Here is a 13,195-nt window from a genome sequence, read left to right as displayed (position 1 = left end):
GCCTGATCAGTGCACCAGCGGCTCGCCGTCCGGCCCGTATTCATCCGGGTTCTGGGGCGGCGTGGCGGGCACGCGGAACGACTCGCTGGCCCAGGCGCCGAGGTCGATCTGCCGGCAGCGCTCGCTGCAGAAGGGCCGCCATTTGTTGCTGGGTGCGAACACGCTGTCGCCGCCACATTGAGGGCAGCGCACGATGCGCTCGCCTGCGGGGTTCGTCTTCATTGGCACAAGGCGAGTTCGAAGCCGCTGTCTTCCTGTGCCAGCTTGAGCCGGCCTTCCTCGTCCTGGCGCATCAGGCGGATGGAGATCATCAGCCGATGGCCGGAGATTTCGGGGATCAGCCCGAGGCTGGGGTCGATGCGCATGCGCAGCAGCTGGTAGACGCGGCCAGGCGGCAGGCTCTGCTGGAACTGCCCCGCGGTGGCCGCCACCTTGTGCGGGGCTCCAGAGTCGCGCAGCAGGCCGAGCAGCACCTGCAGGGCCTCAGCCAGCGGCATCAGCGTCTGGGCCCAGGTCATCAGATCCTTGCGTCGGCGCACCGGCAGCAACTGCTGCCAGTTGTAATAGGCCGGCAGGTCGAACTCGCAGGTGCCGCCGGGAATGCTGATGCGGCTGCGGATGCTCATCAGCCACTCGTTGCCCGTCAGCGTCGCGCCGGCCTTGCCGGCCAGCGCGTTCAAACGCTGGAAGGCGCCGTCGATGCGGGCGACGACTTCATCCAGGCGTGCTTCGTCAAGGCCGGGGCTGCCGCGGTAACCGATGAATTGCGCCTTGTGCTTCTCGAGTTCCTTGAGCAGATCGCTCTTGAGGTCGGCACGCGAAGCGACGTCCATGATCTCGAACAGCGTGACCAGGGCGAAATGATGGTCCAGCGCGGTCTCGCGCGACATCAGCGTGCCGAGGCGGTCGAACAGATGCTCGAGGCGAAGCATCGTGCGGATGCTTTCGTTGAACGGGTACTCGTACAGGACCAAAGGTGCCTCGGGTGGACTGCGATCAGGGCCGGGCGATTGTTTCACAGCCCCAGCGCTCGGCCAGGCTGAGAACCTCGTTTCTGAGCGCAACAAGCGGTAGGCGATCGTTGTGGAGCACAGCGTCGGCCGCCGCCCTGCGGGCTTCGCGGCTGGCCTGTGCTGCGATGGCGCCCGCAATGCGTTCGCGCGTCCAGCCCGGGCGCTGCAGCACCCGTTCGATCTGGGTTTCGATCGCGCAATCGACGACGAGCACGCGGGCGACGCGCGCCCGCCAGCGACCGGATTCGACCAGCAGAGGCACGTCGAAGACGACAAGGCGGGCCGTCGCGGTCTTAGCCTGCGCCTGTGCTTCAGCGGTGATCAGCGGATGCAGGATGGCCTCGAGCCGGCGCTTGGCCGTCGGGTCAGAGAAGACCAGGGCGCGCATTCGATCGCGGTCCAGGGCCCCATCGGTGCTGATGAAGTCCGCGCCGAACTGCACTGCAATGGCAGGCATGGCCGCACCGCCGGGCGCGGTCAGGGTGCGGGAGATGGCATCCGTATCGATGAGGGCGGCGCCGGCTTCGTGTAGAAAGCCTGCGACCGTGCTCTTGCCGCTGCCGATGCCGCCGGTCAGGCCGACCCTCATCAAGGGTTCATGTCCAGCCGAGCCAGCCCAGCACCGTCGGCTGGCCGGCAAACAGCACCACCAGGCCACCGCCGGCCAGGAAAGGGCCGAAGGGCACGTAGCGGCCCTCACGCAGGCCGGCATTCATCTTCATGATGATGCCGATGACGGCACCGATGGCTGAGGCGCCGAGGACGATGGGCAGCACCATCTGCCAGCCCAGCCAGGCGCCCAGCGCCGCGAGCAGCTTGAAGTCGCCATAGCCCATGCCCTCCTTCTTGGTGAGGAGCTTGAACACCCAGTACACCGACCACAGCGACAGGTAGCCGCTCAAGGCGCCGATCAGGGCCTTGTCCAGCGGAATCGTCCAGCCCATCAGGGCGGCGGCGAGCCCGGCCCAGAGCAGGGGCTGGTTGATCGCATCCGGCAGCAACGTGGTGTCCCAGTCGATCATCGCCAGTGCGATCAGAGCAGCGACGAAGCCGCACCAGAGCAGCGTGGTCGGCTGGGCGCCGAAGCGCCAGGACAGGGCGGCGAAGGCGGCGCCGGTGAGCGCTTCAATGATGGGATAGCGCTTGGAGATCGGCGCCTTGCACGTGGCGCATTTACCGCCCAGGCGAAGCCAGCCAATGACCGGCAGGTTTTCATGCCAGCGCAACTGATGGCCGCAATGCGGGCAGCGTGAACGCGGCGCGGCGATAGTGAATGGAGGCAGGGCTTCGATCTTGGTGCCGTAGACATCCACGGCCTTGGCCAGCTTTTCAGCCTCGGGCAAAGGCACGTCAGCGACGCGCGCCATGGCGGCCGCGTCAGTGAGCTGCGCGGCCGACTCATGCAGCCACTGGCGCTCCAACATCAGCGGCAGGCGGTAAATGACGACGTTGAGAAAACTGCCGATGCAAAGACCGAAGATGCCGAGGATCCAGGGTGACAGCAGCAGGCTGTAGTCCACCGCCATCAGACCACCTGGCCGAGCTTGAAGATCGGCAGGTACATCGACACGACGATGCCGCCAATCAGGCCGCCCAGGATGACGATGATGAAGGGCTCCATCAGGCTGGACAGCGCCTTGACCGCTTCATCCACCTCGTCCTCATAGAACTCCGCGGCCTTGGCCAGCATGTGGTCGAGGGAGCCGGATTCCTCGCCGATGGAAGACATCTGCAACACCATGGTCGGGAAGATGCCCGTCGTCTGCATCGACGTCGTCAGCGCGGCGCCGGTGGAAACGTCGCGTTGGATCTGTTCGGTCGCCTCAGCGAATACCGCATTCCCCGAGGCGCCGCCGACGGAATCGAGCGCCTCGACCAGCGGGACGCCTGCGGCAAACATCGTCGACAGGGTCCGCGTCCAACGCGCGACGGCGGACTTGTACATGAGGTCACCGAAGACGGGGACCTTCAACAGCAGGCGATCCATGCGCTTTTGCATCGGCACGGAGCGCTTCCAGGTCTGCAGGAAGAAATAGATGCCACCGCCAATGCTGCCGAAGATGGCCCACCAGTAGGAGACGAAGAACTTCGACATCGCAATGATCATCAGCGTCGGTGCTGGAAGGTCGGCGCCGAAGGACTTGAACACGTCCTCGAAAGCCGGCACCACAAAGATCATGATGACTGCGACCACGATGAAGGCGACCACCATCACCGCGACGGGGTAGGTCAGTGCCGACTTGATCTTGTTCTTGATGGCAACCGTCTTTTCCTGATAGACCGCCAGCCGGTCCAGCAGGGCCTCCAAGATACCGCCGGTTTCGCCCGCTTCGACGAGGTTGCAGTACAGGGCGTCGAAATATATCGGGTGCTTGCGGAAGGCCGATGACAGGCTCGTGCCGGTCTCCACATCCTGTCGGATGTCGTTCAGCAGCCGTGTGAGGCGCGGGTTGGTCGCGCCGCGGGCGACGATGTCAAAGGACTGCAGCAACGGCACGCCGGCGCGCATCATCGTCGCGAGCTGGCGCGTGAAGATCGCGATGTCCTTCTGCTTGACCGCGCTGCCACCGCTGGAGCGGCGCTTCTTGACCTTGTTGACCAGGATGCCCTGGCGGCGCAAGGTGGCGCTGACCATGGCCTCGCCGCCGGCCCGGAGTTCGCCTCTGACGATCTTGCCATTGCGATCCTTGCCCTCCCACTCGAAGACGAAGTCCTTGACGCCTTTTGCTGCGGCAGTGGCAGTAGCCATGCGCTCTCCTCGAGACTGATTATTCGTTGGTGGCGGACAGCACTTCTTCCAGTGTCGTGACGCCGACGCGCGCCTTCACGAGGCCGGACTGGCGCAGATCGCGCACCCCTTCCTTCTTGGCCTGCTCGGCGATGTCCATCGCCGTTCCCTCAGCCAGGATGATGCGCTGGATCGCCTCCGTGACGGGCATCACTTGGTAAAGCCCGACGCGGCCGCGGTAACCATTTGTGCAGCTGCTGCAGCCGACGGCGCGATAGAGCTTCCAGCTGCCGTCGAAATCTTCCTCGACGAAGCCGGCCTTGATCAGCGCTTCGCGTGGGTAGTCTGCCGGCTGTTTGCAGTTCTCGCACAGCCGGCGCACGAGGCGCTGAGCGGTGATGAGCAGCACGCTGGACGCGATATTGAACGGCGCCACACCCATGTTGAGCAGACGGGTCAACGTTTTGGGCGCGTCATTGGTGTGCAGCGTCGACATGACCATGTGGCCCGTCTGAGCGGCCTTGATCGCGATATCGGCGGTTTCCAGGTCACGGATTTCGCCGACCATGATGATGTCTGGATCCTGGCGCAGGAAGGACTTCAGGGCCGTCGAGAAGTTCAGGCCCGCCTTGTCGTTGACGTTGACCTGGTTGATACCGGGCAAGTTGATTTCGGCCGGGTCTTCCACGGTCGCGATGTTGACGCCAGGCTGGTTCAGGATGTTCAGACAGGTGTAGAGAGACACCGTCTTGCCGGAGCCCGTCGGGCCGGTCACAAGCACCATGCCGTAAGGGCGGTAGATGCAGGCGAGCAGGCGCTCCTTCTCGATCTTCTCGTAGCCCAGCGCTTCAATGCCCAGCTTCGCGGAGGACGAATCCAGGATACGAATGACGATCTTTTCGCCGAACAGCGTAGGCAGCGTGCTGACGCGGAAATCGATGGACTTGCTGCCGAACTTCAGCTTCATGCGCCCGTCCTGGGGCACTCGCTTCTCGGAGATGTCCAGGCGCGAAATCACCTTGATGCGCGAGGCCAGCTTGTCCTTGATCGCGATGGGCGGTTGCGTGATCTCGCGCAACTCGCCGTCGACGCGAAAGCGCACGCGGTAGTGGAACTCGTAGGGCTCGAAGTGCAAATCCGAAGCGCGCAGATTGATCGCGTCGACCAGCATCTTCTGCAGGAAGCGGACGACGGGTGCGTCCTCGACGTCTGCCAGTTCGGCAGCCTCCTGCTGCGGCGTCGCATCCTCTTCGGCGATGTCGAAGTCGAAGTCGCCGCCAGCGATGCTCTCGAGCGATTCCGTCGCGCTGACGCCGCTGCTGGCCAGCATTTTGGCCAGCTTGTCATGCTCGACGATGACCCATTCCGGCTGCAGCTGGGTCGCGAACTTGATGCGTTCAATGACCTCGAGATCCGTGGGATCGGCGCCGCCGACGAAAAGGCGATTGCCGCGCCGCGACAGGGCCACGACCTGGTACTGCTGGGCCAGCTTGGCGTCGATGACGTTCTGCGGCATGCGCTGCGGGTCCATCGCCGACAGATCCAGCAGCGGCAAGGCCAGGGCACTGGACAAGGTGTGCGCCAGATCGACTGGCGAAACCAGGCCGCTTGCGATCACCGCGTTGACGAAACTGGCCTTCTTTTCCCTCGCCTGCTTGACGAGATCTTCGGCGGCCTTGGCCTGCAGCTTGCCGGCGTGCACCAGCATGCGCGCCACCCCCGACAGGGAAGACTGAAGCGGCTCGGCGAGCGTGGTTTCCACAGGCAGTTGCGTCAACGACGGAAAGAGCGAAGTCTGCCAATTGTGCCAGTCGGTAGCCGGGCGCGAGGCAAACGAATTCCAGGGATAACGTCAGGATTTCAGGGTTGCCGGTACTGTGGCCCGGTCGATTTGCGGACCCTCATCCCGAGGGCGAAGACTTGGTCGGGGTGAGAGGATTCGAACCTCCGGCCTCTACGTCCCGAACGTAGCGCTCTACCAGGCTAAGCTACACCCCGATGTCTTCTGCGCGAGCCGCCTAGGAGTGGCGCTCAACCGACTGAATTGCGAATTCTAGCAGAGATTCTGTCCACCTATTTGGAGGCAGGTGGCTGAGACATTCGGCCGCGTGCCGCGCTTCGGTTCGCGCCGCTTCCCGGGTCGATTCGAGGGCGCCGGTTGAGCGCACGATGGCAACGATATCCTGCAGTTTTTCCTGCTCGCCCTCTTCGATGGCATGCCGAAGCAATGCGCGTTGCTCGCCCGTTGCTCGCTCCATCGCGATCAACAGCGGCAGTGTCGTCTTGCCCTCGCGCAGGTCGTCCCCGATGTTCTTGCCGAGCTCCAGGGCGTCTCCTTCGTAATCCAGCACATCGTCGATGAGCTGGAAGGCCGTTCCCAGCGCGCGCCCATAGGCGGCACAGGCTTCCTCGACCTCGGGCGGGGCGTTGGCCAGTACCGCGCCGAGGCGAGCGCTGGCTTCGAAAAGCTTGGCAGTCTTGAACCGGATCACGCGCAGATAGCTCTCCACCGTGATGTCCGGGTCGTGCATGTTCATCAGCTGCAGGACTTCGCCCTCGGCAATGACGTTGGTGGCCTCTGCCAGCACCTCCAGCACCCGCATGCGGTCGACCGACACCATCATCTGGAAGGCGCGCGAATAAAGGAAGTCGCCGACCAGCACGCTCGCAGCGTTGCCGAACAGGGCGTTGGCGGTCGGCTTGCCGCGACGCAGTGAGGACTCGTCAACGACGTCATCGTGCAGCAGCGTCGCCGTATGGATGAACTCGACCACGGCGGCCAACTCAAAGCGCGCCGGCTTGGCAAAACCGAGCGCGTTCGCAAACAGCAGCACGAGCTTGGGGCGCATGCGCTTGCCGCCGGCATGCACGATGTAGTGCGCGATCTGGTCGATCAGCGCCACATCGGAGGACAGGCGCTGCGCGATGACCGCGTCGACCTGGGCCATTTCGTCGGCCAGCAGGGCGAGTACCTCAGCAACTTGGGATGGGGGCGAGGCTGACTCGACGCGCACGTGGACTCTCAGGCAAGGAATGGGGTGATTATAGAAACGGCGTCCATGCGCTTGCGGGCATGGTCGGGCCGCACTGTTGTCGTGAGGCTTGCAGGAGGCCCAGCGCGTGGAGCATTGCCTTTCGATGAAGCGTCAGGGTATACTCGCGGGCTCTTTGCAAGCCGTGTGTCTTTGATGGGTGGCGGGCAATGGGGATCAAAACCGACAAAAAGGCCCGACGAGGGCGGCGGCGCGGGCTGAATGGCTGGCGTCAAGCTGCTGGAGCCGGGTGATTGCACCCCTGAGGTGCGGAAGGATGAATATGTACGCGGTCATCAAAACCGGCGGCAAGCAATACAAGGTTGCTGCCGGCGAAAAGATCAAGGTCGAGTTGCTCGACGTGGAAGTCGGCGCTGAGGTCACTATCGACCAAGTGCTGGCCATCGGCAGCGGCGACGGTCTGACGGTCGGCGCTCCGCTGGTCGCCGGCGCTACTGTCAGCGCCAAGGTTGTCAGCCATGGCAAGCACGACAAGGTTCGCATCTTCAAGATGCGCCGTCGCAAGCACTACAAGAAGAGCCAAGGCCATCGCCAAAACTTCACCGAGCTGGAAATCAGCGCGGTCAACGGCTGATTTCAGTCGTCTTTCGCTAATTTCTAGGAGCTAACTCATGGCACAGAAAAAAGGCGGCGGTTCCACACGGAATGGCCGCGACTCCAAGCCCAAGATGCTGGGCGTCAAGGCTTACGGCGGTGAACTGATCTCCGCAGGTTCGATCATCGTGCGTCAGCGCGGCACCAAGTTCCACGCTGGCGTCAACGTCGGCATGGGCAAGGACCACACGCTGTTCGCGTTGGTCGATGGCCACGTGTCCTTCGCCATCAAGGGCGAGAAGAACCGTCAGACCGTCGTCATCACGCCGCTGGCGGCTTGATGATTGCGTGATCCGGACGGGTCGCCCGCCCGGATACTTCCAAGCCCCGGCTCGCCGGGGCTTTTGTTTTTTAAGGTCCGGCTTGCCGGAGCCTTTGCTTGTTTGATCCGGCTTGCCGGGTTTGTTTTTTGGAAAGCCCGCCGCACTGAATCGCAGCGGGCGCGCCGCAACCCAGCCAGTACGATGGCTGCTCAGCCATGAAATTCGTCGACGAAGCCACCATTGACATCGCAGCCGGCAACGGCGGCGCGGGCTGCGCCAGCTTTCGTCGCGAGAAGTTCATTCCCTTCGGTGGGCCGGACGGCGGTGACGGCGGCAAGGGTGGCAGCGTGTGGGCCGAGGCGGACCGCAACCTGAACACGCTGATCGACTACCGCTACGCACGCCGCCACGAGGCACGCAACGGTGAGGCTGGTCGCGGTTCCGACTGCTTCGGCGCGGCGGCCGACGACATCGTGCTGCGTGTGCCGGTCGGCACCATCATCACGGACCTGGAAACCGAATCCGTCATCGGCGAGTTGATCGAGTCCGGCCAGCGCATTCTGCTCGCCAAGGGCGGCGACGGCGGCTTTGGCAACTTGCATTTCAAGACGTCGACCAACCGTGCGCCGCGCCAGAAAACGCCGGGTTGGCCGGGCGAGGCCAAGAAGCTGCGCCTGGAGCTGCGCGTGCTGGCCGACGTTGGTCTGCTGGGCCAGCCCAACGCCGGCAAGTCGACATTGATCACGGCGATCTCCAACGCCAAGCCCAAGATTGCGGACTATCCGTTCACGACGTTGCATCCCAACCTCGGTGTCGTGCGCGTCGCGCCCGAGAAGAGCTTCGTTGTCGCGGACATTCCAGGCCTCATCGAAGGCGCCTCCGAGGGCGCTGGCCTCGGTCACCAGTTCCTGCGCCATTTGCAACGCACGCGGCTGCTGCTGCATGTCGTCGACCTCGCGCCCTTTGATCCCGAGGTCGATCCGGTCAAGGAAGCCAAGGCTATCGTGGCCGAGCTGAAGAAATACGACCCTCAGCTGCATGCCAAGCCACGCTGGCTGGTGTTGAACAAGCTGGACATGGTTCCAGAGGAAGAGCGTGCCACGCGCGTGAAGGATTTCGTCAAGCGCTATCGCTGGAAGGGCCCGGTCTTCGAGATCTCGGCGCTGACACGCCAGGGCTGCCAGCCGCTGATCCATGCGATCTACGAACACGTTGCTGCCGAGCAGAACGTGCTGGTCGAGCCCGATATCCGTTTCGAGTCCAACAGCCCCGCCGAATGAGTTTGCTGTCCAGCGCGCGCCGTATCGTCGTCAAAGTCGGTTCCAGCCTCGTCACCGACGAGGGTCGCGGCATTGATGCCGAGGCGATCGCGAACTGGAGCCGCCAGCTGGCGGCGTTGGCGAAAGAGGGCCGTGAGCTGATCATGGTGTCCAGCGGCGCCATCGCTGAGGGCATGAAACGTCTCGGTTGGGCGACACGCCCCAAGGAACTGCACGAATTGCAGGCCGCTGCAGCCGTCGGTCAGATGGGCCTGGCGCAGATGTACGAGAGCCAGCTCAGTGCCCAGGGCATGGCCAGTGCCCAGGTGCTGCTGACGCACGCCGACCTGGCGGACCGGGAGCGCTATCTCAATGCGCGCTCGACGCTGCTGACGTTGTTGGCCCATCGCGTGCTGCCCGTCATCAACGAGAACGACACCGTCGTCAACGACGAGATCAAGTTTGGCGACAACGACACGCTGGGGGCGCTGGTCGCCAACCTGGTCGAGGCCGATGCGCTGGTGATCCTGACCGACCAGCGCGGCCTGTATTCGGCCGACCCACGCAAGGACCCGACCGCCCGCTTCATCGATACGGCACAGGCCGGCGATCCGGAGCTGGAGCGCATGGCTGGCGGCGCCGGCTCGAGCATCGGCCGCGGCGGCATGATCACGAAGATCCTCGCGGCCAAGCGCGCAGCTGGCAGTGGCGCCGGCACTGTCATCGCCTGGGGGCGCGAGCCCGATGTGCTGCTGCGCCTGGCGCGCGGCGAGGCCATCGGCACGGCCCTGCTGGCAGCCACGCCCAAGCTGGCGGCCCGCAAGCAGTGGATGGTCGACCACCTGCAGTTGCGTGGCTCGGTCAAGGTGGATGCGGGTGCGGCGATCAAGCTGCGGGACGAAGGAAAAAGTCTGCTGCCCATCGGCGTCGTCGAGGTGCAGGGAGGCTTCCATCGTGGCGATGTCATCGCCGTGCAGACGGCCGAGGGCGTTGAACTCGCGCGTGGCCTGGCCAACTATTCAGCCTCGGAAGCCCGGCTGATTGCGCGCAAGCCCTCGTCGGAGTTCGAGGCCTTGTTGGGCTATGCGGCTGAACCTGAGCTGATCCACCGAGACAACTTGGTTCTCCGTTAAGCGCCAGCGTCAGTTGGGCGGCTCGCCGTCCGGTGGCGTTGCCGTTGCCTCCAGTGGCGCGTCCAGCGGCATTGGCCCGCTGTTGCGCTCCCGGTGCGCGGGCCGCATGCCGGCACGCAGATAGCGGTTGTGATGGTTGATGCGCGGCAGGTAGCGCGCCAGTTCCGTCAGCGCCATCTCGTAAACACCGCGCTTGAACTCGATGACGGCCTCCAGCGGTACCCAGTACTCGTTCCAACGCCAGGCGTCGAACTCCGGGTGATCGGTGGCGCGCAGATTCATGTCGCAGTCGCGCCCCACCATCTGCAGCAGGAACCAGATCTGTTTCTGGCCCCTGTAATGGCCACGCGCATCTCGCCGAATGAAATGCTCGGGCACCTCATAGCGCAGCCAGTCGCGAGTCCTCGCGATGATGCGCACATGCTCTGGCGTGAGCCCCACTTCTTCGTGGAGCTCTCGGAACATCGCCTGCTCAGGCGTTTCACCGTGCTTGATGCCCCCTTGCGGGAACTGCCACGAGTGCGTCCGGATGCGTTTGCCCCAGAAGACCTCGTTGCGTTGGTTGAGCAGGATGATGCCGACGTTGGGGCGGAAGCCTTCACGGTCGAGCATAATCAACCTCAAATCTCTAGTTGGTTCGATTATTGCATCGGGCCGCGATGGTCACAGCGCCCTCGCTAACCCGCAGAGTTCTCCCTGTTTTGTCGTGACTTCGGCCGGGTTTTCACCCGGCCTTCGCATTTGCCAGGCGCTCTCCTGGCCTTTGATCCGGTCTGCCCATGAAAGCCTCCCAGTTCTTCGTCTCCACCCTCAAGGAAGCGCCCGCCGATGCCGAGGTCGTCAGCCACAAGCTGATGATGCGCGCCGGCATGATCAAGCGCCTGGGCGCCGGCATTTACAACTACATGCCGATGGGTCTTCGTGTCATCCGCAAGGTCGAGAAGATCATCCGCGAGGAGATGGACGCTGCCGGCGCCGTCGAATGCCTGATGCCCGTCATCCAGCCTGCCGAGCTGTGGCAGGAGACGGGCCGCTTCGACAAGATGGGCCCCGAGTTGTTGCGCGTGAAGGACCGCCATGGCCGCGACTTCATCGTGCAGCCGACTAGCGAGGAGGTCATCACCGACATTGCCCGCCAGGAGCTGCGCAGCTACCGCCAGCTGCCGAAGAATTTCTATCACATCCAGACCAAGTTCCGCGACGAACGCCGTCCGCGCTTCGGCCTGATGCGCGGACGCGAGTTCACGATGAAGGACGCCTACTCCTTCGACCGTGACGTCGAGGCCGCCGGCCGCAGCTACGACAACATGTACGCGGCCTACGGCAAGATCTTCGACCGCTTCGGCCTGCAGTACCGCGCTGTCGCTGCAGACACCGGTGCCATCGGCGGCGACCGCTCGCATGAGTTCCAGGTCATCGCCGAGACCGGCGAAGACGCCATCGTCTATTGCCCGACCAGCGACTACGCCGCCAACATCGAGCTGGCGGAAGCCGTCGCCCTGCTGCCCGGCCGCGCCGACGCGCTGCAGACGCTCACCAAGACGCCCACGCCGGGCAAGGCTACGTGCGCCGAGGTGGCGCTGCTGCTCGGTCTGCCGCTCGCGCAGACGGTCAAGTCCCTGGTGCTGGCCACCGACGAGCTCGACAAGGACGGCAACATCGTCAAGACCCAGGTCTGGCTGCTGCTGGTGCGCGGCGACCACGACCTGAACGAGGTCAAGGCCGGCAAGGTCGAGGGATTGAAGGGCGGCTTCCGCTTCGCGACCAGCGGCGAGATCGACGCCCACTTCGGCTGCAAGCCCGGCTACCTTGGTCCCATCGGACTGAAGCAGCCGCTGAAGATCGTCGCCGACCGCACGGTCGCCGTCATGAGCGACTTCGTCTGCGGCGCCAACGAGGCTGACTTCCACTTCACCGGCGCCAACTGGGGCCGCGATCTGCCCGAGCCCGACGTCGTTGCAGACATTCGCAACGTCGTTGCCGGCGACCCCTCGCCGGACGGCAAGGGCCTGCTCGCCATCCAGCGCGGCATCGAGGTCGGCCATGTCTTCTATCTCGGCACCAAATACTCGGCCGCGATGAACGCGAACTTCCTGGACGAGAACGGCAAACCCAAGCTGATGGAGATGGGCTGCTACGGCATCGGCGTGACCCGCATCCTGGGTGCCGCCATCGAGCAGAACCATGATGCACGCGGCATCATCTGGCCGGACGCCATCGCTCCCTTCACCGTGGTCATCTGCCCCATCGGCATGGATCGCAGCGAAGACGTGAAGAACGCTGCTGACAGGCTTTATGGCGAGCTGAAGGCGCTGGGCGTCGACGTGCTGCTGGACGACCGCGGTGAGCGCCCCGGCGCGATGTTCGCGGACTGGGAGCTCATCGGCGTGCCGCACCGCGTCGTGCTGGGCGACCGTGGCTTGAAGGAAGGCCAGGTCGAGTACCAGGGTCGTCGCGACGAGGCCGCGACCAAGCTCGCCGTGGGCGATGTGGTCGGCCACCTGAAGGGCCTGCTCAAGCTTTGAAGCGCCGGCTGCTGCTGTCCAGCCTGCTCGCCGCGCCGCTGGCGGCGCGGGCCGGCGCCCAGGTCGAGGAGCCACTGGCTGATTCGATGCGCTCGGCGCTGACCGCCTCCATCGCCCAGGCTGCCCCGCCGCGCCCGAAGTTCGAGGCCAGCCAGGTCGATGAGCGCATGGCCTATCTGCGCTGGCTGGGCGCGATGAGCGAGCGGCTGAAGAAGCGCAAAACCGAGACGCAGATCCGTATCGAGTTCCTCGAGACGGTCTGGTACGAGGCCAAGCGCGCGGGCCTGGAGCCCAGCCTGGTGCTTGGTCTCGTGCAGGTCGAGAGCGGCTTTCGCAAATACGCGATCAGCATCGCCGGTGCGCGCGGCTATATGCAGGTCATGCCCTTCTGGGCCAAGCTGATCGGCGACGGCGATGCCGCGCGCCTCTTTCACATGCAGAGCAATCTGCGTTTCGGCTGCGTCATCTTGCGCCACTACCTGGACCTGGAGAAGGGCGACCTCTTCCTGGCTCTGGGCCGTTACAACGGCAGTCGCGGCCGGCCCGAATATCCGAACGCCGTATTTGCCGCGCGGCGGCAGTGGTTGCTGCCCGGCGAGAAATGACTCAGGGCTTTCCCGGCGTGGC

At 64.4% G+C, this 13,195-nt stretch carries 14 protein-coding genes and 1 tRNA gene; 6 read left to right on the top strand and 9 right to left on the bottom strand.

Going from position 1 to position 13,195, the window contains the following annotated elements:
* Positions 1-6: 6 nt before the first annotated feature.
* The 8 genes from ACXJKM_RS02430 to ACXJKM_RS02395 form a co-directional block, all read right to left on the bottom strand.
* A complete protein-coding gene (locus ACXJKM_RS02430) occupies positions 7-222 on the bottom strand; it encodes a DNA gyrase inhibitor YacG (protein ID WP_056203363.1) in 216 nt (71 codons plus the stop codon).
* On the bottom strand, positions 219-974 hold the full coding sequence (gene zapD, locus ACXJKM_RS02425; RefSeq protein ID WP_056203365.1) for a cell division protein ZapD: 756 nt from the start codon (positions 972-974) through the stop codon (positions 219-221). Before zapD ends, ACXJKM_RS02430 begins: the two co-directional genes overlap by 4 nt.
* 22 nt (positions 975-996) lie before the next feature.
* Entirely contained in the window at positions 997-1,605 is a 609-nt protein-coding gene (gene coaE, locus ACXJKM_RS02420) for a dephospho-CoA kinase (protein ID WP_457350406.1), read from the bottom strand.
* Positions 1,606-1,609: 4 nt separating this feature from the next.
* Positions 1,610-2,539, bottom strand: a complete 930-nt coding sequence (locus ACXJKM_RS02415) for a prepilin peptidase (protein ID WP_056203370.1) — start codon at positions 2,537-2,539, stop codon at positions 1,610-1,612.
* Positions 2,539-3,762: a type II secretion system F family protein gene (locus ACXJKM_RS02410; protein ID WP_056203372.1), complete on the bottom strand. Its 1,224-nt coding sequence runs from the start codon at positions 3,760-3,762 to the stop codon at positions 2,539-2,541. Before ACXJKM_RS02410 ends, ACXJKM_RS02415 begins: the two co-directional genes overlap by 1 nt.
* A gap of 19 nt (positions 3,763-3,781) precedes the next feature.
* The gene (gene pilB / locus ACXJKM_RS02405) at positions 3,782-5,449 is read right to left on the bottom strand and encodes a type IV-A pilus assembly ATPase PilB (RefSeq protein WP_082532993.1); all 1,668 of its coding nucleotides are present in this window, start codon (positions 5,447-5,449) and stop codon (positions 3,782-3,784) included.
* Positions 5,450-5,662: 213 nt separating this feature from the next.
* Positions 5,663-5,739, bottom strand: a tRNA-Pro gene (locus tag ACXJKM_RS02400).
* A gap of 20 nt (positions 5,740-5,759) precedes the next feature.
* Positions 5,760-6,689: a polyprenyl synthetase family protein gene (locus ACXJKM_RS02395; RefSeq protein ID WP_056203374.1), complete on the bottom strand. Its 930-nt coding sequence runs from the start codon at positions 6,687-6,689 to the stop codon at positions 5,760-5,762.
* A gap of 367 nt (positions 6,690-7,056) precedes the next feature.
* Here ACXJKM_RS02395 and rplU point away from each other — a divergent pair, with 367 nt between their 5' ends.
* The 4 genes from rplU (at position 7,057) to proB (ending at position 10,043) form a co-directional block, all read left to right on the top strand.
* The gene (rplU, locus tag ACXJKM_RS02390) at positions 7,057-7,368 is read left to right on the top strand and encodes a 50S ribosomal protein L21 (RefSeq protein ID WP_056203376.1); all 312 of its coding nucleotides are present in this window, start codon (positions 7,057-7,059) and stop codon (positions 7,366-7,368) included.
* A 37-nt stretch (positions 7,369-7,405) separates the two neighbouring features.
* On the top strand, positions 7,406-7,669 hold the full coding sequence (rpmA, locus tag ACXJKM_RS02385) for a 50S ribosomal protein L27 (RefSeq protein ID WP_056203384.1): 264 nt from the start codon (positions 7,406-7,408) through the stop codon (positions 7,667-7,669).
* Positions 7,670-7,866: 197 nt separating this feature from the next.
* Positions 7,867-8,931: an Obg family GTPase CgtA gene (gene cgtA / locus ACXJKM_RS02380; protein ID WP_056203387.1), complete on the top strand. Its 1,065-nt coding sequence runs from the start codon at positions 7,867-7,869 to the stop codon at positions 8,929-8,931.
* Positions 8,928-10,043: a glutamate 5-kinase gene (gene proB, locus ACXJKM_RS02375; protein WP_056203390.1), complete on the top strand. Its 1,116-nt coding sequence runs from the start codon at positions 8,928-8,930 to the stop codon at positions 10,041-10,043. Before cgtA ends, proB begins: the two co-directional genes overlap by 4 nt.
* 9 nt (positions 10,044-10,052) lie before the next feature.
* Here the strand turns inward: proB and ACXJKM_RS02370 are convergent, their stop codons facing one another.
* Positions 10,053-10,655 carry an RNA pyrophosphohydrolase gene (locus ACXJKM_RS02370; RefSeq protein WP_457350404.1) on the bottom strand — a complete coding sequence of 201 codons (603 nt, stop codon included), beginning with the start codon at positions 10,653-10,655 and terminating at the stop codon, positions 10,053-10,055.
* Between the two features lie 167 nt (positions 10,656-10,822).
* On the opposite strand from ACXJKM_RS02370, the gene ACXJKM_RS02365 reads away from it, so the two are divergent.
* Together ACXJKM_RS02365 and ACXJKM_RS02360 are read left to right on the top strand one after the other, a co-directional pair.
* Positions 10,823-12,568, top strand: a complete 1,746-nt coding sequence (locus ACXJKM_RS02365; protein WP_457350019.1) for a proline--tRNA ligase — start codon at positions 10,823-10,825, stop codon at positions 12,566-12,568.
* Complete coding sequence (locus ACXJKM_RS02360) at positions 12,565-13,173, top strand: lytic transglycosylase domain-containing protein (protein ID WP_457350017.1); 609 nt, start codon at positions 12,565-12,567, stop codon at positions 13,171-13,173. Before ACXJKM_RS02365 ends, ACXJKM_RS02360 begins: the two co-directional genes overlap by 4 nt.
* Positions 13,174-13,195: the final 22 nt, after the last annotated feature.

It is taken from the genome of Roseateles sp. P5_D6 (assembly GCF_054049415.1).
The sequence above is the reverse complement of the archived record's forward strand: the minus strand, read 5'-3'. Positions and strand labels throughout refer to the sequence as shown.